We start from the raw sequence: 24,540 nt of genomic DNA on the forward strand, positions 1-24,540 counted from the left end.
GCCCAGGCATGGAAGGAGAAACCGTTGCGTCCCGCTGACACGTCGGTGATGTTACCCGCCACAAGCGCCTTGTCGCTCATCCTGCGCCGCGCGCTGGGTGCACTCGCGGTGGAAGAGGACGGCTCGATACTAGGCCGGATCAGCCGTCAGGACGCAGCGCAGGTCGTGGCGGACATCCGGGCTGAGTTTCACGTGGACCTGGAAGTCGGGGCCGTCACCGCGGCCGGCAGCGTGGCCGATCTGGTGGACCTTCTGCGGCGGAGGATGGCGAGCGCGTTCGACGACGAGCCAGGCGAACTCGACCCCGCCGACCACGACGTCATCCCGAGACGCCTTCGGGACGCGCCGTTGCCGACCTCCTTCGGCCAACGCCGCCTGTGGCTGCAGGAGCAGTTGCGCCCGGGTAGCTCCGAGTACGTCATGCCGGTCGCGATGCGGCTTGCCGGACCGGTGGACCGGGAAGTGCTCGCGCGGGCGCTCACCGCGGTCATCGAGCGGCACGAGGTGCTGCGGTCCAGGATCGTCTCGATCGCTGACGAGCCCGTGCAGGTGGTCGACGCCCCTGCCCCCGTCGAGCTTCCGCTGATGGTCGGGGACGCGGTGGAGATCGTCCGAGCCGAGTCGGCCCGTCCCTTCGCGCTCGGCACCGACCGGCTGATCCGCCCGATGCTGATCCACGCCCCGGACGGGTACATCCTGGCTCTTCTCATGCACCATGCCATCTGCGACAACTGGTCGCTGCGGGTGCTGGCTCGTGAACTCGACGCGGCGTATACGGCCCTCGCCGCCGGGCTTGCCCTGGACATCCCCGCCCCGCGTCTTCAATACGGCGACTTCGCGGCGTGGCAGCGGGAATGGATGTCCGGCCCGCGGCTGGAGCGGAGCCTCCAGTACTGGCGCGGGCGGCTGGCGGACTTCGTTCCGACGTACCTGCCGACCGACCGGCCCCGTCCGCTCCACTGGGACCCACGCGGCGGCAGCCTGTCGGTCGTCGTGCCCGCCGAGGTCGCCCAGGCCGTGGTGCGCATCGGGCAGAAGCACTCCGCATCCCCCTTCACGGTCTTCCTCGCGGCGTTCCAGATCCTGCTCTCCCGCTTCACCGGGAGCCACGACGTGACGGTGGGCACCTCGGTCGCGGCGCGTACCCAGGTGGAGACGGAAGACATGATCGGCTTCTTCGTCAACACCCTCGCGCTGCGCGCACGGCTCGACGACGCCGAGAGTTTCGCGCAGCTGCTGGCGCAGGTCCGGGACACCGTGCTCGGCGCGCTCGCCCACCAGGAACTTCCCTTCGAGGCGCTGGTCGAGGACCTCTCTCCGACCCGGGACCTGGCCGAGAACCCGTTCTTCCAGGTCATGCTCGTCATGCAGAACACCGGAGCCACCGACCACACCTTCCCGGTCGGTGACCTCACCGGCCAGTACTTCCGCGCGGGCAAGGTCACCGCACAGTTCGACCTGCACTGGACGCTGCAGGAGCGGCCGGACGGCTCCTACGCCCTCGAGTCCGACTACGCGGAGGCTCTCTTCGACCGGGAAACCGTCGTCCGGATCACGGAGCACTACCAGACGCTTCTCCGCTCCATCGCCCGTGATCCCGACAAGCCGATCCGGGACCTGGACGTCCTCGACCAGGCGCAACATTCGGCGCTCGTCGCCGACCAGGGCGAGCACGTCGACGTTCCCGGCCGGGTGCACGAGATGTTCCGGCGGACTGCCCGCAGCTGCTCCGAATCGATCGCCGTTCTGCAGGACGAACGGCAGCTCACCTACGCCGAGTTGGATCGCTTGTCCGACTGGCTGGCGTACCGGATCGGGCAGGCGGGTGTCGCAGCGGAGACACCCGTCGCGATCCTTCTGCCCCGCAGCCCGGAGGCTGTCGCAGCCATCCTCGGCGTCCTCAAGGCGGGTGGCGCCTACGTCCCGCTCGACCCGCAGTATCCACGCAACCGCGTCGACCAGATCCTCAACGACGTCGACCCGGTCCTGGTCGTCACCGACGCCGAGACCGCAGCCAGCCTCAACGCTGCGGGGCGTCCGGCCGTAGACGTCCGGGCGCTGCTCGACGTCACCGCCGACAGCTCACCGCCAGCGCCCGAGCCGGGGCCGGCCGACGCTTCGGGGCAGCAGTTGGCGTACGTCCTCTACACCTCCGGATCGACCGGAGTGCCGAAGGGAGCGGCGGTCACCCACGCAGGAATCGCCAACCGGGTCGCCTGGGCGGTGCACGAGCACGGCATGACCAGCGAGGACCGGATGCTCCACCGTAGTTCGCTGGCCTTCGACGCCGCAGGGTGGGAGATCTTCGCCCCGCTGGTCAGCGGCGGCCAGGTGGTGATCGCCCCGCCGGAGGTGCACCGCGACGTGGCTGGACTGTTGCAGCGGGTCGTCACGCACGAGGTGACGATCCTCCAGGTCGTACCGTCGCTGCTGGAGGCACTGCTGGCGGTGCCCGACCTCGCCAGGTGCCAGAGCCTGCGGCGCGTGTTCTCCGCCGGTGAGGTGCTGCGCCCCGATCTGGCCGAACGCCTGCGGGCCGCGCTGCCCGGGGTGGAGCTGATCAACACGTACGGGCCGACCGAATGCGCCATCGACGTCTCCGCATGGCGGTACTCGCCGGCCGACACCCACGTCGTGCCGATCGGTCGCCCCCTCATCAACACGCAGCTGTACGTGGTGGACGTGAACCTGAGGCTGGTTCCGCAGGGTGCCCCCGGCGAGCTGTGCGTGGGCGGCGTACAGGTCGGACGTGGTTACGCCTGCCGTCCCGGCCTGACCGCCGCGTCCTTCGTGCCCGACCCGTTCTCCGCCACACCCGGACAGCGGCTATACCGTACCGGCGATCGGGTTCGGCGAACCGTCGACGGTGCGCTGGTGTTCTTGGGACGCATCGACGACCAGGTCAAGGTCCGCGGCTTCCGCATCGAACCGCGCGAGATCGAAGCGGTGCTCCTGGCCCATCCGGGCGTACGGTCCGCCGCCGTCGGCGTCCATGGCGACGGCGAGGAGCGCGGCCTCGTCGCCTACGTCGTGCCCGCGGACACCGCCGCCGTCGACCCGGCGGAGCTGCGGTGCTTCACCGAGCAGCTCCTGCCCGAACACATGGTGCCCTCCTGGTGGACGGTGCTCGACGAGTTGCCCCGCACCCCGAGCGGCAAGCTCGACCGGCGTGCCCTTCCCACCCCGGACCGGACACGCGGTGCGGCGCAGGGCGCCTACGTCGCCCCCCGCGACGACCGGGAGGAGGGGCTCACGGAGGTCTGGGCGCAGGTGCTCGGCATCGACCGGGTCGGCCTAAACGACGACTTCTTCCAGCTCGGCGGGAACTCGCTGCTCGCGATCCGGCTGCTGGCCCGCCTGCAGGACCTCGGGATTGCGGCCGGTCCCGACCTGCTCCGGGTGTTGTTCGCCGCGCGCACGCCCCGGGCCGTCCTGGCGGCACTCGGCGAGAACAGCGCTCCACAGGAGGCGGCCGACCGGATCCCGCGTAGGCAGACCGACGACCACGCCCCGTTGTCCTTCGCCCAGGAACGGTTCTGGTTCCTGGAACAGCTCCGCCCGGGTACGGCGGAGTACGTGCTGCCGATGGCGCTGCGGCTGACCGGGGTCCTGGACGCCCAGGCGCTGCGGCAGGCGCTGACGGCCGTGTACGGGCGGCACGAGGTGCTCCGTGCGACGGTCGACGTGGTCGACGGCAGCGCCGTGCAACGGTTCGCGCCAGGCGAACAGGTGCCGCTGGCGGTCGTTGACGGCGACCTGGCCGAGATGTGCCAGGCGGAGGCGACTCGTCCGTTCGACCTGCGCACCGACGCCCTTGTACGCGCGACCCTGGTACGCGAGTCCGCCGAATCCCACGTGCTGTTGCTGGTGCTGCACCACCTCGTCTTCGACGGGGCGTCGGTTGCCGTGCTCCTGCGCGATCTCGACGCGGCCTACCGGTCGGCGGCGGCGGGGCAGCCGGCGTCGCTCGCCGAGCCGGAGGTCCGGTACGGCGACTATGCCGGGTGGCAGCGGGAGTGGGTGGACAGCCCGCGTTCGTCGGAAGATCTCGACTACTGGCGCGGGCAGCTCGCCGGCGTCAGCCCTCTGGAGCTGCCCGCGGACCGGCCGCGCCCGCCGGAATGGGAGCCGATCGGTGGCGACATCTCCGTCAGGGTTCCCGCAGATCTCGCTGCCGCCGTCGTACGGATCGGAAGCGACCGCGGCGCTACCCCGTTCATGTCGTTCCTCGCCGCGTTCCAGGTTCTCCTGGCCCACTACAGCGGCGCGGAGGATATCGCGGTGGGAACCCCCGTCTCGGGACGGACCCGCGCGGAGTTCGAGGACATCGTCGGGCTGTTTGTGAATACAGTCGTCCTTCGCTCGACGGTCGAGGGCAACCCAGGATTCGACGTCTTCCTTGACCGGGTGCGGGACGTCGCGATCGACGCCTTCCTGCACCAGGAGGTGCCGTTCGAGCGTGTCGTCGAGGCTCTGGCCCCCGAACGGGACCTGTCACGCAACCCCCTGTTCCAGGTCATGTTCGTCCTGGACGAGCAGGCGGCAGGCCGAAGCGTGCCGGTCGGTGATCTCACCGCCGAGATGCTGCCCGTCGACAATGGCACGGCGAAGTTCGACCAGATGTGGTCGCTGACCGCCGAGGCGGCCGGTGGATACCGGCTCGACGTGCAGTACTCGTCCGCGCTGTTCGACCGCGACACGGTCGTCCGTATGACGGCGCACTACCTTCAGCTGCTGCGATCCATCGTGGCTCGCCCCACCACACCGGTGCTGTGGCTGGATCTGGTTTCATCCGACGAGCGTGCGGCGATGCTGGCCACCGCCGAGGCGTGTCCCGCGACACAGGCCCGTGGGCCGGGTATGCCCTCCACCGGACACCTGGTGCACCAACGCGTCGCCGCAGCGGCTGCGGCGGCACCCCACGCGGTGGCAGTCGTCGATGGCGACCGTGAGGTGTCGTACGGCGAGCTGGACCGGTGGGTGAATCGGCTTGCGCACCATCTGCGGAGCCTGGGCGTGGGTCCGGAGGTGCGGGTGGCGGTCGCGTTGCCCAGGCGCGTCGAGGTGGTGGTCACCCTCCTGGCCGTGCTACGGGCGGGCGGCGTCTACGTGCCGCTCGACCCGCAGCACCCGGTGCAGCGCCTGTCGTACCTCCTCGGTGACACGTCACCGGCCGTCGTCGTCACCGACGACTCGGTACGCGACCGGCTGCCGCAGACCTCCGCCACGGTCGTCGAGACCGACGGGTTGCGGCTCGACGCCTACCCGGACACGCCGCCGGAGGACCGCGTCGATCCCGCCAACCTGGCGTACGTCATCTACACCTCCGGATCCACCGGTACGCCGAAGGGCGCGGCGATCAGTCACGCCGCCTACGCGCACCACTGCGAGATGATCAGAGAGCCCTACCGGATCGAGCCCGGGTCCCGGATCCTGCTGCTGTCCGCGCTCACCTTCGACGTCGCGATGGACCAGATGGGCGCCACCCTGGCGTTCGGCGCGACCATCGTCATGGGGCACGCCGCCGAGTGGGGGCCGGACGGCCTCGTCGACCGGGTGCACCAGTACGGCGTGACGACGATCGAGATCACGCCGGCGCACTACCGGGAGGTCATGCGCGACGTACGGCATGACGACCCGCGTCTGCGCCACGTGCGGGTGATGAACGTCGGCAGTGACGTCGTGACCTACCAGGACGCCCGGCTCTGGACAGACAGGGGCATGCCCGACGCGTTCCTGTGCAACTACGGCCCGACCGAGACCACCGTTACCTGCACGCTCTATCCGGTAGCCGCAGAGGAGGCCGCGCAGGCGCATCCCGCCTCGACCGTCCCCATCGGATTCCCGGTCGCCGGTACCCGCGCGTACGTCGTGAACCCGGCCATGGACATCGTTCCGCCGGGGGTACCGGGGGAACTGGTCGTCGGTGGACCACGGCTCGGTCGCGGCTACGCGGGCAGGCCGGCCGTGACGGCGGATCGGTGGGTTCCCGACCCGTTCTCGTCCCTGCCGGGCAGCCGCCTGTACCGCACCGGTGATCTGGTCCGCCAGCGTGCCGACGGGGCGCTGCTGTTCCTGGGGCGGCTGGACCAGCAGGTGAAGGTGCGGGGCTTCCGCATCGAGCTCGGTGAGGTCGAGGCGGCGTTGGCGGCGCACCCGGCAGTCCGGGCGGCGGCCGTGAAGGCGCACGGCGACGGTGCCGGCCGTGGCCTCGCGGCCTATCTGGTGCGCTCCGAGGTGAGCGCCGACATCGAGGAGTTGCGCGCCTTCGTCGCCGCTAGGCTACCGGACTACATGGTGCCGACCTGGTGGGTCGACCTCACCGGACTTCCGTTGACCAGCAGCGGAAAGGTGGACCGCAAGGCGCTTCCCCCAGTCACCGCCGGCGCTCGTCCCTCCCTCGGACAGCACTACGTCGCGCCCCGCAGCGAGGTCGAAACGGCGATCGCCGACATCTGGGCGCAGGTGTTGGATCTGGAGCGCGTGGGTGTCCACGACCGCTTCTTCGATCTCGGCGGGCACTCGCTCCTGGCGGCCCGGCTGTTGGCACGGATCAACGGTGAGTTCGACCTCGAACTTCCGCTGCGGGTCGTCTTCGACGCGGACACGGTGGCCAGGCTCGCTGTCGCGGTCGAGGACGCCGTCAGCGCGGAGATCGACCGGCTGAGCATCGATGAACTTGAGTCGGCAGTGGAGCGGAACGGGGAGCACAGGTGAAGAACAGGCAAGCACTCGACGAAGCCGAACTCCGCGCCACGCTGCTGCGACGTCGACTCCGCGGCCGCAGAGACGACGCGCCGGCCGTGCAGAGGATCCCCCGTGCCGGCGAACGGCCGCTGTCCTTCGCGCAGGAGCAGCTGTGGATCCTGCAGCGCCTGCGCCAGGAGTCGTCCGAGTACGTACTTCCGGTCGCCCTCCGGCTGACCGGGCAGCTGGACCCCGCGGCGCTGGCGAACGCTCTCCGCGTGGTCGTCGACCGGCACGAGATCCTCCGCTCGCGGATCGTGTCGGTGAACGGCGAACCGGAACAGGTGGTCGACGACCCCGGCCCGGTGCTGCTGGACCCGATCGACATGTCGGCGGCTGGTCTCGCGGGCGTGTTGGCCTTCGGCCGGGAGGAGACCTCGCGACCGTTCGACCTGGGCGCCGACCGTCCCTTCCGTGCCCATCTGCTGCGGCTGGGGCCGACCGATCACGTGCTGCTGATCGTCCTGCACCACGTGGTGTTCGACGGCTGGTCCACCGACGTGCTCGTCCGGCAACTCGGGACCGCCTACGAGGCGATCCGTGCGGGCCGCCTACGCGCGCTGCCGGAGCCCGAACTGCAGTACGGCGACTACGCGGCCTGGCAGCGGGAGCGGATGTCAGGCCCTCGCCTGGACAGGGAACTGGAGCACTGGCGCCGGTACCTCGACGGGGCGACGGCCACCGAGCTGCCCACCGACAAGCCGCGCCCGGCGCGCTGGGACGTCGCCGGGGCCACCGTCAGCGTCCTGGTGCCCGCAGAGCTGGCGCAGGCCGTCGTCGAGCTCGGGAGGGCGACGCGGGCGACCCCCTTCATGGTCTTCCTTGCCACGTTCAAGGTCCTGCTCGCCAGGTACGCCGGCACTGCCGACGTGGTGGTCGGCACGCCCGTGGCAGGCCGTAGCCGGCCCGAGGTCGAAGACCTGGTCGGCTTCTTCGTCAACACGGTCGTGCTGCGGACCCAGATCGCCGGGGACCGACCTTTCACCGAACTCGTCGCGCGGGTCCGCGAGTCGACGCTGGATGCCTTCAGCCACCAGGAAGTGCCGTTCGGACTGCTGGTCGGCGCGCTGTCGCCGGAGCGGGAACTGGCCCGCAACTCGCTGTTCCAGGTCATGTTCGCGCTGCAGACCACCGGGGCGGCCTTCTCCGTCGGCGACCTCGACGGCGAGTTGCTCCGTGTGGAGAACGACACCGCCAAGTTCGACCTCACCTGGACCCTTGAGGAACGGGCCGACGGCTCGTACAGCCTCGACGCGCAGTTCGCCACCGCGCTGTTCGAGCCGGCCACGATCGAGCGGATGACCGAGCACTACCTGCGACTGCTCGACGTCGTGGCCCAGGCCCCGCAGACGCCAGTGGGCACGCTGGACATGCTCACCGAGGACGAGCGGGCCCTGGTCCACGCCGGACCGGTGGCGACCAGCCCGGTGAAGGAGGCGATTCCCGCCGCGTTCGCGGCGGTCGTGGCCGACCATTCCGACGCCGTCGCCCTGGCCCACGGGGACACCCGGCTCACCTATGCCGAGCTGGACCGCAGAGCCAACCGGATGGCGCACCATCTCGTCGACCTCGGCGTGGGGCCGGAGTCGTTGGTCGCCGTGCTCATGGAGCGTGGCCCGGACGCCGTGGTGGCGATGGTGGCGGTGCTGAAGGCGGGTGCCGCGTACGTCCCGCTGGACCCCGCCCACCCGCCGCAACGCCTCGCCTACGTGCTCGCCGACACCGCGGCGCGGATCCTGATCACCGACCGCGTGGACGGGCTGCCGGAGTCCGCGGCGCGGGTGGTGTCGCTCGCCGACGCCGACGGATGCCCCGACAGGCCACCGGGCGTGCGGGTCGACCCGGACAACCTCGCCTACGTCATCTACACCTCCGGCTCCACCGGGCGTCCCAAGGGCGTGGCGGTCACCCACGCCAACGTCGTCCGCCTGTTCGCCACCCTTGAGCCGAGCTTCGCGTTCGCTCCGGACGACGTCTGGTCGTGCACCCACTCGTACGCCTTCGACTTCTCCGTCTTCGAGACATGGGGTCCGCTGCTGCACGGCGGGCGCTGCGTCATCGTCGACGGGCATGTCGCACGCTCCCCGCGAGACCTGCTGGAAATCCTGCGCACGCACGCCGTGACCCGCCTCTGCCAGACCCCGTCGGCCTTCGCCGGGCTCACCGAACTGGTCGCCAACGGCGTGGAACCGCCGGCAGCGCTGCGAACGGTGGTCTTCGGCGGGGAGGAGCTGGCTCCGGCCTCGCTCGCACCCTGGTTCGACCGCGTCGGCAACGGCACGCCGACCTTCGTGAACATGTACGGCATCACCGAGACGACGGTGCACGTCACCTACCGCGAGATCGGTCCAGGGGACGTCGGCAACGTCCGGTCGCCGATCGGCGTACCGCTGCCGGACCTGTCGCTACGGGTCCTTGACGCCACAGGTAACCCCGCCGGGACGAACGTGCCGGGGGAGATCCACGTCGGCGGGCCCGGCCTCGCCCGCGGCTACCTAGGGCGTCCCGCGCTGACAGCGGAGCGGTTCGTACCGGATCCGTTCTCACAGGTTCCCGGCGGGCGCCTGTACCGCTCCGGCGACCTGGCGCGGCGCACCGGCCCGTACGATCTGGAGTATCTCGGCCGGATCGACCAGCAGGTGAAGATCCGTGGCTTCCGCATCGAGCTGGGCGAGGTCGAGGCCGTTCTCGGCAGCCACCCCGGCGTGAGCGTCGCCGCCGCGGCCGTGCACGGAGAAGGGGCACAGCGCGGCCTGGTCGGCTACGTGGTACCCGCCCACGGCTCCACGCCGGACGTGGCGGACCTGCGGGCCTTCATGGCCGAGCGCGTGCCGCAGTACATGATCCCGGCATGGTGGGTGCAACTGCCCACGCTGCCGGCCACGAGCACCGGCAAGATCGACCGCCGCGCCCTGCCCGCCCCCGACGGCGAACGCCCCCGGCTCGGCCACGCCTACGTCGCGCCGAGGTCCGACATCGAGGACAAGATTACGCGGGTCTGGAGTGACGTTCTCGGCGTGCACCGGGTCGGGGTCGACGACAACTTCTTCGAGCTAGGCGGCGACTCCATCAAGGCCGTCCGGGTCGCCGGGCGCCTCGCCGCAGCGGGCATCGGGGTCACCGTGGCCGACGTCTTCGGCCACCAGACCGTGGCGGCGCTCGGTGCCGTGACGACGCGTCCCGACGCCGCCGCTGGCGTAGCCGTGGCGCCGTTCGCGCTGCTCGACCCCGAAATTCGATGCTCGCTGCCGGCCGGGGTCGAGGACGCCTACCCGGTTTCGGCCGTACAGGCGGGCATGCTCTACCAGATGCTGGCGGACCGGAACCTGAACCTTTACCACAACGTCACCAGCCTCTTCCTTCAGGACGACGCACCCTTCGACCAGCACCTCCTCCAGGCTGCGGCGGACCTGCTGGTCGCCCGCCACGAGGTTCTGCGCACCACCTTCGACCTGGACACCTGGGCCGAGCCGGTGCAACTGGTCTGGCCGACCGCCCAGCTCAAGATCCGGGTCTACGACCTGCGCGGCCGCGACGAGTCGGAGCATCGCGCGACCGTCGAGCGGTTCGCCGCCTACCGGCGGTCCTCGCCGCTGGACCTGAACGTGGCGCCCCTGCTGCAACTCGACGTGCACCGTACCGCCGACGACGCCTTCTGGCTGTCGATCACCGAGTGCCACGCCATCCTCGACGGATGGAGCCATCACTCCCTCATCGGGGACCTCATGGCCGAGTACCGCGCTCTGCGCCGCGGTGCCGGGCCGGCGTGCCCCCCACGCCGTACGGTCACCCGCTACGCCGACTTCATCGCCGTCGAGCGGGCCGCGATCGACTCGGCCGAGCAGCGTGACTTCTGGAACGCGACGCTGGCCTCCGCGGAGCCTCTCGCGATCCCCGCCGCCTGGGCCGGCAACGGAGACGACCACGTCGATGTCATGGTCCCCTTCGCCGATCTGCTGACCGGACTGCGCGAGGTGGCCCGCCGCGCCGGCACCCCGCTGAAGAGCGTGTTGCTGGCGGCGAACCTCGTCGCGCTCGGCGAGATGAGCGGGCAGCGCCGCTTCCGTACGGGCCTGGTCTGCAACGGTCGGCTGGAGCGCGACGGCGGCGACGAGGTACGGGGCATGTTCCTCAACACCGTGCCGATCGTCGCCGATCTCACTCCGGCGTCCTGGGTCGACCTTGTGCGTGCCGTACTGGAGACGGAGGTCCGGCTCCTGCCGCACCGGCGGTTCCCGCTACCCGTCATGAAGCAGCTCTGGCCCGAGCAGGCCCCGGCTCCGGACGTCATCTTCAACTACCTCGACTTCGCGGAGGTGGACGATGTCACCCTCGACCACTCTCAGGCGATCGACCAGAGCCCCAACGAGGCCGCCCTGCACGTCTCCACGGAGCCGGGCGCGCTCGTGCTCACCGCACACGCCGCCCGGTTGGCGCCGGACCGGCTGCGTCACCTGGGTCGGGTGTACCGGCGCGTCCTCGCTGCCATGGCCGACAACCCCGACGGCAACTGCGCCGCCTCGTTTGTGCCGGCCGCGCAGGCTCGACGGCTGGCGCGGTGGAACGACACCATGACCGGCCGGGCGGACGTCGGGGTTCTCGACCGGATCGCGGCCCAGCCCTCGGACGCCACCGCAGTCGTGTGCGGCGACCGCCGCCTCACGTACGGCGAACTGCAACGGCGGTCCAACCGGATCGCCCGTCACCTACAGCAGATGGGGGTCGGTCCGGACATCCGGGTCGGGGTGCTGCTGAACAGGAGCGTGGACCTCGTCACCACCCTGCTCGGCGTCCTGAAGTCCGGTGGCGCATACGTCCCGCTCGACCCGGGACACCCGAGGCAGCGGCTCGCGTACCAGCTGGCAGACGCGGGCACCGAGGTGGTGCTGAGCGAATCCGGTCTCCAGGAACGTATCCCGGACGTCGGCGCGGACGTCGTACTCCTCAACCACCTGCCTCTCGGCGACCTGCCCGACACCCCGCCCGTAATGCCCGCTCGCCCCGCCGACCTGGCCTACGTCATCTACACGTCAGGCTCGACCGGCATGCCCAAGGGCGTCGCCGTCACCCGGGAAGGGTTGGCGAACCTCCTGCTCGACGTGACCGACACCCCCGGCATGACCAGCCGCACCGCGCTTCTGGCGGTCACCACCGTCGCGTTCGACATCGCCGTGCTCGAACTGTTCGCGCCCCTGACGGTCGGTGGGACGGTGGTGGTGGCCGACAGTCGGCAGGTGTCGGACGCGCAGGCGCTGACGGCCCTGCTCGACGAGGTCGGGGCCACCATGATGCAGGCGACCCCGGTGACCTGGCAGATGCTGCTGGACGCCGATTGGGTGCCGGGCAACGGCTTCTCGGTCCTGTGTGGCGGCGAGAAGATGCCGCCCGGTCTCGCTGACGCGCTCGCCGCAGCCGGCGCCACGGTCTGGGACATGTACGGCCCGACGGAAACCACCGTCTGGTCCATGCGCGCCGACGTGACAACCAGGCCGGGGGACTGGCACCCGCTGGCCAACACCGCCGTCCACTTCCTCGACAGTCATCTCCGACCCGTCCATGACGGAGTTCCGGGAGAGATCCACATCGGCGGAGCCGGACTCGCCCGCGGCTACCTCGGGCGCCCCGGCCTGACCGCCGAGCGCTTTGTCCCCGATCCCTTCGCCACCAGCCCGGGCGCGCGGATGTACCGGACAGGTGACCTGGCGGTCGTCGGCGACGCGGGAGTCGACATCCTCGGCCGGATCGATCACCAGGTCAAGATCCGTGGGTTCCGGATCGAGCTGGAGGAGGTCGGCGCGGCCGTGGCGGCCCATCCGGGAGTACGCGCGGCGGTGGCGGCGGCACACGGCACCGGAGCGACAGCGGGTCTCGCCGCGTACGTCGTACCCCGCGACGGCATGCCCGACCCGGCGTCCCTGCGGGCGTTCGTGGCCGAGCGGCTGCCCGAATACATGGTCCCGTCATGGTGGGTCGAGCTCGGCGAACTGCCGGTGAACGCCAGCGGCAAGGTGGACCGGCGCGCCCTTCCCGCCCCGGACGGCAGGCGGAAGCTCGCCGAGTCCTTCGTCGCGCCGCAGACCGCGACCGCGCAGGCGATCGCGGCGGTCTGGGCGCAAGTCCTCGGCGTCGACAGGGTCGGCGTGAACGACAACTTCCTGGATCTCGGCGGGCACTCCCTGCTCGCGCTGCGGGTGGTGGGGGCGTTGCGCCGGGAGCACGGCCTGGACGTCGCCCTGCGGGATCTGGTGACGAACCCCACGGTGGCGCGACTGAGCGGGCACCTGTCCGCCCGCCCCGAAGGGGCGCCCCGGAGCGCCGCCGCCATCTGGTACCGCAGCGAGGGGGATCAGCCACCGCTGTTCTGTGTGCACCCGGGCGGCGGCAGCGGACACTGGTACGAACCACTCGCCCGCGCGCTGGGGGAGCGGCAGCCGGTCGCGGCCTTCGAGTGGCCGGGGCTCAACGGCGTCGACCTTCCGCTGACCTCGGTCGACGTCATGGCCAGCTGCTACCTGGAGGAGCTCAGGTCGAGGTATCCGCAGGGCCCGTACCGGCTGCTGGGCTGGTGCGGGGGGTCGCCGGTGGCCTGGGCGATGGTCCACCGGCTGCGCGAGGCGGGCGAGGACGTGACGTTCTCGCTGCTCGACCCGGTGGTGGACCTGTGGATCGCCGACAACTTCGACGCCGAGCTGACGAGTCTGCGCCGGTGCGAGGAACTGCTCGCGCACCTCGTTCCCCGGCCACCGGCCGATCGTGACCCGGCGCTCACCGGGGAGGTCGTCGAGCTGATGCGGCAGATCGTGGACGACGACCGGGGGCGGCCCATCGTGGCGAGCGAGGTCAGCGCCGAATGGCACCGGCGGGTGCGGGTGTGGCGGCAGATGTTGGAGGCGAGCATCGCGTACCGCTTCCCCGTTCTTCCTGGACCCGCGCAGCTGATTCTCGGCGACGAGGCGGCGGCGGAGCAGCACGAGGTGCTCAGCGGCAAGCCGTTGGCCGCCTACGTCGAGCGCTGGTCGCACCTCACCGAGGGGGACCTTACTATTGTCCGCGTCCCCGGGGATCACTTCGGCGTCCTCCGCCCGCCCCACGTGAAGAGGTTGGCCGACGCTCTCATGAGGGGCGGACACCTGACGTGATCCCACTGGAGAGGACCAAGTGGTGCCGACCGAAGAATCACTGACGGCCGAGCGGAGCGAGGGGCATCGGCCATCACCGCCCCCGCTCCGGCGTAACCGCGACTTCCAGCTCTTCTGGATCGGCTCCGCGATTTCCGCCTTCGGGTCCCGGGCGTCCAGCATCGCCTATCCCTTGCTGGTCCTGGCACTGACCGGTTCCGCGGCCGACGCGGGAATCGTCGGCTTCGCGGCGACCCTGCCGTACCTGTTGTTGCAGTTGCCGTTCGGCGCCCTGGCCGACCGGTCGGACCGTCGAAGGGTGCTGCTGGTCGCGGACGCGTCCCGCGGCCTCGTGCTCGCGGCGGTGGCGGCGGCGGTGGTCCTGGACTGGGTGAGCCTGCCCTGGCTGGTCCTCGCGGCGTTCGTGGAAGGCGCGCTCACGGTCCTCTCTGGCGCTGCCGAGCCCGCAGCGGTCCGCCACCTCGTCCATCCCGACCAGTTCCCGAACGCGCTGGCGCAGCAGGAGGCGCGGGATCGGGCCGCCATGTTGGCGGGACAACCGGTGGGCGGAGCGCTGTTCGCCGTGGGACGGGCGGTTCCCTTCGTCTTCGACGCGTTGTCCTACCTCGCGTCCCTGGTCGCGCTGCTGCTGATCAGAAAGCCGATGCAGGAACCGCGCGAGCGGGTCCCGAGGCGCCCGCCCTTCCGCTCGGAGATCCTGCGGGGCCTCACCTGGTTGTGGAGGCGCCCGTTCTTCCGCAACGCCAGCCTGCTGGTTGCCGGGAGCAATTTCCTCTTCCAGGCGTTGACCCTCGTCCTGATCGTCCGGGCCACCCAACAGGGTGCCTCGCCCTTCATGGTGGGTGTGATCCTGGCCGGCGCCGGTGTCGGGGGGGTGCTGGGGGCGGCGGCCGCGCCGCGCATCCGCCGCGCGCTGTCACTGCCGGCGGTGATCCTGTTGACGCACTGGGTCTGGGCGGTGATGCTGCCCGTCTTCGCTGTCCTGACCGAGCCGGTGCTGGTGGCCCTCTTGTTCGCCGCCGTGGCATTCGTCGGCCCCGTGTGGAACGTCGCGGTCGTTGCGGCAAGGGTGGCCGCAACGCCGGACGAGTTGCAGGGACGGGTCACCACCGCCTCGAAGCTCGCCAGCTACGGCGCCATTCCGCTCGGCTCGCTCGTCGCGGGATGGGTGATTGAGATGACGGGCGCGACGTGGACGGCTGTCGCGATCAGCGTGGCCATGGTCCTTCTTGCCGTGCTGGCAACCGCCAGTCCCGCCATTCGTCGCGGTATCGCCCCATGATCGTGCGCGATCGTATCGGGCACGGTTAGCGGTACTCACCGAAAAGCCAGCCGCCCACCGGGGGCGGCTGGCTTTTCGTGTCGTCCACGGATCATGTCGACGCGAAAGCGGCCGGACAGGGAGACGACAGCCCAATCGAGCATCATCAAATCGTAAGGGAGGCCCGACGAAGGGATGGGACGATGATGGCGGACAGCCTGTCGGCGTCGGTCGAAACGCACGCTGCGCGGGCACCCGAGGCGATCGCCGTCATTGACAGCAGCCGCGAGCTGACGTACTCGCAGCTCGACGCCGAGGCGAACGTCATCGCCGCCGAACTGCGGCGGCTGGGCGTCGGTCCGGAGCAGTTCGTCGGCATCCTGATGAATCGTTCGGCGGAGTACGTCGTGGGGACCCTCGCGATTCTGAAGGCCGGCGCGGCCTACGTGCCACTGTCGCCGGCCGACCCCGCTGCCCGGATCGAGCTGCTTCTCGCAGACGTGGCCGCGCCGGTGGTGCTGGTCGACGACCAGACGGCCGACCTGGTGTCGGGGGCGCCCGGGGTCGTCACCCTCAACGTGCCCGCCGTGCTCAGTCAGCGGCGCTCCGCCTCCTTCGAGCCCCCACCGTTCCACGGCCCGGACCAGGCCTGCTACGTGATCTTCACCTCGGGGTCCACCGGCAAGCCCAAGGGCGTGGTGATCAGCCACCGCAACGTGCTGGGCCTGACCGGCGACCCGCGGTGGACCGAGGAGGCCTGTGCTCGGGTACTCGTCCACTGCCCCTGCAACTTCGACGCCTCCACGGCCGAGCAGTGGGTCGCCCTGACCCGCGGTACCACGCTGGTGGTCGCGCCCCCGGGCATCCTCGAGCCGGCCGATCTCGGCCGGGTCATCGCCGAGCATCAGGTCACCACCGTCCTGTTGACGACCGGCCTGTTCAACGTCGTCGTCGCCGAGCACGCGGAGATCCTGCGGAACACCCGGCTGCTCTGGACCGCCGGTGACCGGGCGTCCACGGCGGCGGTCTTGCGCGCCCGGGAGGTAGCTCCACAGGCCGTGGTCTACAACGGCTACGGGCCCACCGAGGCGACCGTCCTCAGCACGATCCAACAGGTCACCTCGGACCAGTCGCCGGACCGTGCGGTGCCCATCGGCTCGGCGATGGCGGACAAGACCGTGCACATCCTGGGGCCGGACCTGCGGGAGGTGCCCGAGGGAGAGGTCGGCGAACTCCACGTCGGCGGCGGCGGGCTCGCCCGAGGCTACCTGCGCCAGCCCGCGCTGACGGCCGAGCGGTTCATCCCCGATCCCTTCGGCCCGCCGGGGGCGCGCCTCTACCGCACCGGCGACCTCGCCCGACGGTTGCCCGACAGGTCCATCGACTTCGTGGGTCGCAGAGACAACCAGGTCAAGCTCCGCGGCTTTCGCATCGAACTCGGCGAGATCGAGACCGTCGTGGGCGGACATCCGGGCGTGCGCGAGGTGGTCGTCGTGGTCAGGGAGGAGCAGCCCGGGCGTAAACAACTCGTCGCGTACGTGGTCGCCGACCCGGTGGCCGACCTCACCCCTGCCTCGCTGCGGCGGGCCGTGGCGAAGCAGCTACCGAGCTACATGGTGCCACTCGTCATGATGATGGACGCGCTGCCGCTGACCTCGAACCAGAAGGTGGACCGCGCCGCTCTGCCCGCGCCGGACCTTTCCAGCGGCTCGGCGGTGACCTTCGACAGCGCCCTCGAACGGGAGGTCGCCGAGGTGGTCGGCGAACTCCTGGGCGTGCCGTCCGTGGGCCCGGAGGACGGCTTCTACGAGATCGGTGGCGACTCCCTCCTCGCCATGCGCGTGGCCGCGCGACTGCGCCGGCGACTGGGTGTCGACCATGCCGCGGGCGTGCTGCTGCGCGGTGGCACGATCCGCGAGGTGGTCCGCCGGAGCGGTGCCGCCCGGCCCCAGCCTGATCCAGTCCCCGTCGTGGACCGGGAGTTGCCGATGCTCCCGTCGTTCGGGCAGGAACGCCTGTGGTACCTGGACCAGGCGAACCCCGACAGTCGGGAGTACGTGCTGCCGTTGGCGCTACGGCTGCGCGGCGCACTCGACCCCACCGCGCTGGGGGCCGCACTGCGCGCGGTCCTCGCCCGGCACGAGGCGCTGCGTACGGGGATCGTGGAGGTCGACGGCGAACCGCGCCAGGTCATCGCGCCCGCGGGGGCCGTACCGGAAATCGCCTGCACGGACCTGCGCCACCTTGGCGGGGAAGCGCTCGCCGAGGCGCGCGCGCTCGCCCGGCGGCAGGCCGGCACGCCGTTCGACCTCGGCGCGCCGCCGATGATCCGGACCGAACTGGTGCGGTTGGCCGACGACGACCACCTCCTACTGCTGGCCATGCACCACATAGCGGCCGACGCCTGGTCCCTGGCCGTGCTGGCCGGAGAACTCGCCGTCGAGTATCGGGCCGTCGCCGAGGGGGAGCCGTCGATGGTGCCGCCACCACCGGTGCAGTACGCCGACTTCGCCGCGTGGCAGCGGGACCGGCTCTCGGGCGAGCGGCTGGAGACCGGCGTCCGCTTCTGGGCGGATCATCTGGCCGGCGCGCCGCCGTCCGCGCTGCCCACTGACCGCCCGCGGCCGCCCCTGCGCTCTTCCGAGGGGGGCGAGGTCCAGGTGTGCATGCCCGCCGCCTTGGTGGCCGGGCTGCGTCGCCTCGGCCTCGACCACGACGCCACCATGTTCATGGTCGTCATGGCTGTCTTTCATCTCTTCCTGGCCCGCTACAGCGGCCAGTCGGACGTGGTGACGGGGACCGCGGTCGCCAACCGTCCCCGTCCCGAGTTCGAGGCCCTGATCGGGTTCTTCACCAACACGATCGCCCTGCGCTCCCAGGTACATGCCGGGGACACCTTCCCCGACCTGCTCGCCCAGGTACGGGAGACGGCGCTGGGCGCCTTCGCCTACCAGGACGTGCCTTTGGAACGGGTCGTCGAGCGCGTCGCCCCGCCGCGGGACCCGTCCCGGCATCCGATCTTCCAGATCATGCTCGTGGTGCAGAACGCGCCGGCTCCCTCCTGGAAACTCGGCGCGGTCCGGGGCGAGGAACACCCGCTGGCGGAGGAAGCAGCCCGCTTCGACCTCACGCTGTACGCCGATGAGGTAGACGCCGGGATGAGGTTGCGGTTCGTCTACGCCCGCGACCTGTTCGACGTCTCGACCGTGCGTCGCATGGCCGAGAACTTCCTCCGGCTGGCGGAATCGGTCGTCGCCAGTCCCGGCGTGACTGTCGCCGACCTGGACATGTTGACCAGCTCCGAGGCCAGGCAGATCGCCGAGTATGCCGGTACCTCGTCGGCCGGCCCGACGGTGTGTGCGCACCAGATGGTCGAGGCCGTCGCGGCGCGCCTGCCTGACGCGGTAGCTGTGGAATGCGGCGACGCGCGGCTGACCTACGGCGAACTGCAGCGCCGGTCCACGGAACTCTGCCACGTCCTGTGGGAACGCGGCGTACAACCGGAGGACCGCGTGGGTCTCTGGATGCGCCGCGGCGTCGATACGGTCGTGGGCCTCTTGGGCATCCTGAAATCCGGCGCCACGTACGTCCCGTTCGACGAAGACCTGCCCGCCGCGCGGATCTCCGGCATGGCGGCCGACGCGCAGCTCAGCGTACTGGTCGGCGACGAGAGTGCCCCACCTCTGGCGCCGCTGGTGAGACTCGACCACCTGCCCCCGGCACCGCCGCCGTACTCCGCCGGACCGACGCCCGGCAACGTCGCGTACCTGGTCTTCACCTCCGGCAGCACCGGCCGGCCCAAGGGTGTCATGGGCACGCACGGGGGCCTGGCCAACTACCTGCACTACACGCGGGGCGCGTACGACCTGACGCAGCGGGATGTCGTCCTGCAACTGCCCTCGCTGGCGTACGACGCCTCCCTGCGGGACATTCTCGCTCCGCTGGCCGCCGGCGCGCGCGTGGTCCTGCTGCCGTTCGACGTGCCGAAGACGCCCGAGACCGTCCGGGAAGCCATCGACAAGCATGGCGTCACGGCGCTGCTGAGCACCGTGCCCTCGATGCTGCGGGAGTTCGAACTGCTCGGCAATCGGCGGCCGCGGAGCCTGCGGCTGGTGGTGAGCAGCGGCGAGAGCATGCGTCTGGCGGGGGCGTGGCCGCAGGACGGGGCCCTGGCGGTGCTCAACCAGTACGGCCCCACCGAGTGCACGATGACCACCACCGTTCGCCGCTGCGACGGCCCGAGCGACGTGGTGGGAAGGCCAATTCCGAACGCCCACGTCCTCGTCCTGGACGGTCGCCTGCACCCGGTACCACTCAGCGTTCCCGGGGAGCTGTACATCGCCGGAGCCGGCCTGGCCCGGGGATACCTGGGACGCCCGGGCGAGACGGCCGGCCGGTTCATACCGAACCCGTACGGGGCGCCGGGTGACCGGATGTACCGGACAGGAGACCAGGTCCGTCTTCTCGGCGATGGTGAACTGGAGTTCCTCGGGCGGATCGACCGGCAGCTCAAGATACGCGGAAACCGCGTCGAGCCGGGCGAGATCGAGGCGGTCCTGGCCAGCCACCCGAGCGTCGCCCGCGCGGGCGTACGGCTGTGCGGCGACGTCGATGCGGTACTCGTCGCGTACGTCGAGCCCGCGACCGGCGGGGCGCCCCCCACCAGCACCGCCCTGCGGACCCACCTTGCCGTGCACCTGCCCGACCACATGATCCCCGCAGCATTCGCGGTACTCGACCCCCTCCCCACGACCGTCAGCGGGAAGATCGACTATCGGGCGCTGCCGGACGGGGTGCCGGAGCGGCCGGACGCCGAACACCACGTGCCGCCGCGCAACGGCGTGGAGCGGAAGGTCGCCGCGATCTGGTGCGAGCTGCTCGGGCTTGAGCGGGTGGGGGTGCACGACGAGTTCTTCGCTCTCGGCGGTCACTCCCTGCTCGCCACCCGCGTGGTGTCGCGGCTCAAGCGCGCGTTCAAGCTCGAACTGACTGTGCTGGACTTTCTGAACTCACCGACCGTCGCCGGGGTGGCAGAGGTGCTGGCCGACGCGCACGCCGCCCGCATGCGCGCCCTGTTCGGTCCGGCCGGCCAGCGGTCCGGCGCGGGCGTCGAGACGGGCTGAGCGATGCGGGAGGTCCCCAACGCGGACGACGTCCTCGCTGCCGCAGACGTTGTCAACGGCATCGCGAGGGCAACGCCGCTGACGGCACTGGCCGGCACGGGCCTACTGCTCAAGTGCGAATCGCAGCAGGTCACCGGCTCCTTCAAGCTCCGTGGCGCGGTCGCCGCGGTTGCCGCTGCGGCGGCATCCGGCGTCGCGCACGTCGTGGCCGGTTCGTCAGGAAACCACGGTATCGCGCTGGCGCACGCCGCCGCCGCCCGCGGCATCAAGGCGACAGTGTTCATGACCCGGTCGTCGTCGATGTGGAAACGTGAGCGGATCAGGCGCGAGGGCGCCGAGGTCGTCCTGTGCGACCACGGCAACGACCAGCGTGATCAGGCGGCCCGAGAGCACGCCGCGCGAACGGGAGCCATGTTCGTCTCCTCCCACGACGATGCCGCCGTGATCGCCGGCCAGGGCACGGTGGCCATGGAAGTTCTCCAGCAGGCTCCCGAGGTCACGCACATCTTCGTCCCGGTCGGGGGCGGCGGCCTGCTCGCGGGGACCTGCCTGGTCGCCGGCGCCACCGGGGTGCGGGTGATCGGTGTCGAACCCGTCGGAGCCGACCGGTACACGCGTTCCCTACGCGTCGGGCGTCCCGTACGGCTGGACCGGGTGAGCACCGCCTGCGACGGCGTACGGGCGCAGACGCCGGGACGCCTCTCCTTCGCGTGCGTCCGGGACACCGTGCACCGGATGGTCACGGTCACCGACGCGCAGGTGTTCGCGGCCATGACTCAACTTGCCACGGCCGGTTTGCCGTGCGAGGTGACCGGCGCACTCGCCGTCGCTGGCGCGCTGAGCGTGGGTATCGAACCGGGCGCGACGGCGGTGGCCGTCGTGTCGGGCGCGAACAGCCACATGGTCACTCAGCCCGGGCGAGCCGCCATCAGTGCGGGGTCCCCTGCGGAATCATCCGCGACCGGGGTGGGCAACGAGCAAGTCCAGAAGATCTGACCGGGAGCGAAGATGGCGACCATAGTCACCGATCCACTCGACTTCAACATCGATGAGCTGTACGTCGACCTGCGGGAGTTGTTCGGCTGGAATCTGTACCTCAAATGCGAGGGCTTCAACTTCGCGGGATCTGTCAAGCTGAAGGCCGCTATCGAGATGGTCGAGTCGATGGAACGCGAGGGTGGACTTTCTCCCGAGGACACTCTGATCGAGTCGTCGTCGGGAAACATGGGTGTGGCGCTGAGCATGGTGGCCGCGCGAAAAGGTTACCGCTTTGTCTGTGTGACAGATGTCCGCTGCACGCTCGCCGCCCGCCGCCTCATGGCCGCTCTCGGTGCCGTGGTGCACGTGGTCACGGACCGCGACGAGCAGCAGGGGTTCCTCAGCACGCGTCTGGCACTGGTGCGCCGCCTGTGCGAAAGTAACGACAACTTCGTCTGGCTCAACCAGTACGCGAACTCGGCCAACTGGAACGCCCACTACCGCAAGACCGGACCGGATATCGCGCGTGCCTTTCCGGACCTCGACGTGCTGTTCGTCGGTGCCGGCACCACCGGTACGTTGATGGGTTGCGCCCGATACTTCAAGAAATTCCGGCCCGAGGTCACGGTGGTGGCAGTCGACGCGGCGGGGTCGGTCTCCTTCGGTGGGCCGCCGGGCGAACGTCTGCTACCGGGCCTGGGCACGAGCGTCCGGCCCAGCATTCTCGACGAGTCGTACGTCAACGACATCGTCCACGTCAGCGAGCCTGAGGCCATCGCCACCTGCCACCGGTTGGGCCGCAGCGGTTTCCTCTTCGGCGGTTCCACGGGAACCGTGGTGCACGGAGCGGTCGCCTGGCTGCGGCAGCACCGTGGTCCGGCACCGACCGCCGCGGTCGCCATCGCCCCGGACCTGGGCGGCAACTACGCCGACACGGTCTATGACCCCGACTGGCTGCGCAGCTCCTACGGCAGTCGACTGGCTGACCTCCCGCTCGCGCCACCGCCCCCGGATGCCGAGACCTCGCTGCTGGGTGGGCAGGGGCCGCGCTGGGGCTAGACCGACCCGCCCCTAACCGTCCGGCTGGCGGCAGCGAAGCCGGTGCACTACGCAGCAGTCTGACCGGCACGGCCACCACCTCCCGCGCGCGACGCGGGATTCGCGAACCTGGCTCACGAAGGGGGTCCGCAATGGCGGAACCAGGTCCCATTCCCGGCTTCAGCGTCATTTCTGGCGCTCAAGTGGCGGACGTATTGAAAAATCGGGAACGGCAGGTGATGCAGCTCGTCGGGAACGCCTATTCGGCACACTCCGCAGGTCGGACAGTCAATCCACGGTCGTCCTTCCTCACGTTCGCGGACCGTCCCGGCGCGCGAATCATCGCGCTGCCCGCGTCCATCGGCGGCCCGGTAGGCGTGGACGGCATCAAGTGGATCGCCAGTGTCCCCGCGAACATCGAGCACGGCATTCCGCGTGCGTCGGCGGTACTGATCCTCAACGATCAACGGACCGGTTACCCCTTCGCATGTCTGGAGAGCTCGATCATCAGTGCGACGCGCACGGCGGCGTCCGCCGCGCTGGCGGCGACGCTCCTGCGCCGGGCCAAGGCGACTTCCGTCGGGTTCGTCGGCACCGGTCTGATCGCCCGTTACATCCACCAGTACCTGGCCGCGGCAGGGTTCACGTTCACCGAGGTGAACCTGTTCGACCTGTCCACCGCGAACGCCAAGAGCTTCGGGGCGTTCTTGTGTGAAGCCGATCCGTCGCAGTCGGTCGTGGTACACGACAACGCGCGCTCCCTCATCGAGACCTCTGACATCGTGGTGTTCGCGACGGTGGCGCCCGCGCCGCACATCCACGACGTCTCGTGGTTCGCGCACCGGCCCCTGGTGCTGCACATCTCGCTTCGGGATCTGGCCCCGGAGATCGTCCTCGACGCGACGAACGTCGTCGACGACGTCGACCACTGCCTTACCGCTCAGACATCCTTGCACCTGACGGAGACCAGGGTGGGAAACCGCAGCTTCGTCCACGGAACGATCGACGACGTGGCCGCCGGCAGACTGGCCCCGAGCACCGACCGGACCACCATCGTCTCGCCGTTCGGCATGGGCATCCTCGACCTCGCGGTGGCCAAGTTCGTCTATGACGAACTCGCCGCTGCAGGCGAGATCGAACCCGTCCCTGGCTTCTTCCACGACCTTCGACGACACGGATGAGGCGAACATGACCGACATCGCCGCAAACCCGAGGCTGACGAACGTCCCGGCCCCGCAGGGCCGTCGCGCACACGGCCTGTTCTCGCTCGACGACCTGAGCGACGACACGTACCACAGGCTGGTCCGCCGGTCGTACGAGCTGTTTAGCGATCCGTCCGATCACCGGTCACCGTTGAGCGGTGCCATCGTGGGCACTCTCTTCACCAAGACGTCGACGCGCACCAGGACGGCCTTCACGACCGCGGTCCTGCGACTCGGCGGGCATGTCATCAGCTACGGCCCGAACGACCTGCAACTCGCGACCGGGGAGTCAGTTGCCGACACCGGTCGCGTCCTGGGCGGCATGCTCGACGGCCTGGTGGCGCGCACCGCCGGGCCCATGGCGCAGCTCCGCGAGCTGTCCCGCGTAGGAACCCTCGGCGTCGTCAACGCCATGGCTGTGGAGGAACATCCGACCCAGGCCATCTGCGACGTCGCCACGCTCGCGCTCCTCGCTGGCCCCGGCAGGAGGCTCGACGGGCTGCGGCTGCTGTACGTGGGAGAGGGCAACAACACCGCAACCGCCCTGGCCCTTGCCCTGGCCAGGCTACCCGGTAGCAGGACCACGTTCGCCACGCCCGCCGGGTACGGCCTGCCGCCCGGATATCTGGAAGCCGCTCGCCGGCGCGGATGGACGATCGGAGCGCGTGTCGAGGAGGTTCACGACCTGGCCGACGTCACGGGTGACTTCGACGTCGTATACACCACTCGGTGGCAAACCACGGGCACCGCCAAACAGGATCCGCACTGGCGGGAGGCATTCCGCCCGTTCCACGTCGACGCGGCACTGCTGCGACGCTGGCCATCCAGCGTCTTCATGCACGACCTTCCTGCCCATCGGGGCGAGGAGGTGGAGTCGTCGGTGCTCGACGGACCGAGATCGATCGCATGGACACAGGCACGGATGAAGCTCTCCAGCGCGATGGCCGTCATGGAGTGGCTTTTTTCGTCTGGCGACGTCCTTGGCGAAACCGCTGAATGACCGAATGAGAGTCCTGGCCTGACGTGCACCGTCCGTGCTGGCGCCCTGGTCG

8 protein-coding genes are annotated in these 24,540 nt (G+C 70.3%); all 8 read left to right on the plus strand.

Going from position 1 to position 24,540, the window contains the following annotated elements; genetic code table 11:
* The first annotated feature begins 24 nt into the window (after positions 1-24).
* Positions 25-6,717, plus strand: a complete 6,693-nt coding sequence (locus tag ABZ573_RS23685) for an amino acid adenylation domain-containing protein (RefSeq protein ID WP_358121003.1) — start codon at positions 25-27, stop codon at positions 6,715-6,717.
* A complete protein-coding gene (locus ABZ573_RS23690) occupies positions 6,714-13,886 on the plus strand; it encodes an amino acid adenylation domain-containing protein (RefSeq protein ID WP_358121006.1) in 7,173 nt (2,390 codons plus the stop codon). The genes ABZ573_RS23685 and ABZ573_RS23690 overlap by 4 nt, the downstream gene beginning before the upstream one ends.
* Before the next feature lie 22 nt (positions 13,887-13,908).
* Positions 13,909-15,168 (plus strand): MFS transporter, encoded by a 1,260-nt coding sequence (locus ABZ573_RS23695; RefSeq protein WP_192581229.1) that lies wholly within the window; start codon positions 13,909-13,911, stop codon positions 15,166-15,168.
* Between the two features lie 182 nt (positions 15,169-15,350).
* A complete protein-coding gene (locus ABZ573_RS23700) occupies positions 15,351-20,270 on the plus strand; it encodes an amino acid adenylation domain-containing protein (RefSeq protein ID WP_358121010.1) in 4,920 nt (1,639 codons plus the stop codon).
* A gap of 3 nt (positions 20,271-20,273) precedes the next feature.
* Positions 20,274-21,266: a pyridoxal-phosphate dependent enzyme gene (locus ABZ573_RS23705; protein WP_151452527.1), complete on the plus strand. Its 993-nt coding sequence runs from the start codon at positions 20,274-20,276 to the stop codon at positions 21,264-21,266.
* 12 nt (positions 21,267-21,278) lie between these two features.
* Positions 21,279-22,307 carry a 2,3-diaminopropionate biosynthesis protein SbnA gene (gene sbnA, locus ABZ573_RS23710; RefSeq protein WP_151452528.1) on the plus strand — a complete coding sequence of 343 codons (1,029 nt, stop codon included), beginning with the start codon at positions 21,279-21,281 and terminating at the stop codon, positions 22,305-22,307.
* 131 nt (positions 22,308-22,438) lie between these two features.
* Positions 22,439-23,467: a 2,3-diaminopropionate biosynthesis protein SbnB gene (sbnB, locus tag ABZ573_RS23715; RefSeq protein WP_151452529.1), complete on the plus strand. Its 1,029-nt coding sequence runs from the start codon at positions 22,439-22,441 to the stop codon at positions 23,465-23,467.
* A 7-nt stretch (positions 23,468-23,474) separates the two neighbouring features.
* Positions 23,475-24,488 carry an ornithine carbamoyltransferase gene (locus ABZ573_RS23720; RefSeq protein ID WP_358121015.1) on the plus strand — a complete coding sequence of 338 codons (1,014 nt, stop codon included), beginning with the start codon at positions 23,475-23,477 and terminating at the stop codon, positions 24,486-24,488.
* Positions 24,489-24,540 lie beyond the last annotated feature (52 nt).

This window comes from Micromonospora sp. NPDC007220, assembly GCF_040634035.1.
Taxonomy (GTDB): Bacteria; Actinomycetota; Actinomycetes; order Mycobacteriales; family Micromonosporaceae; genus Micromonospora; species Micromonospora reichwaldensis.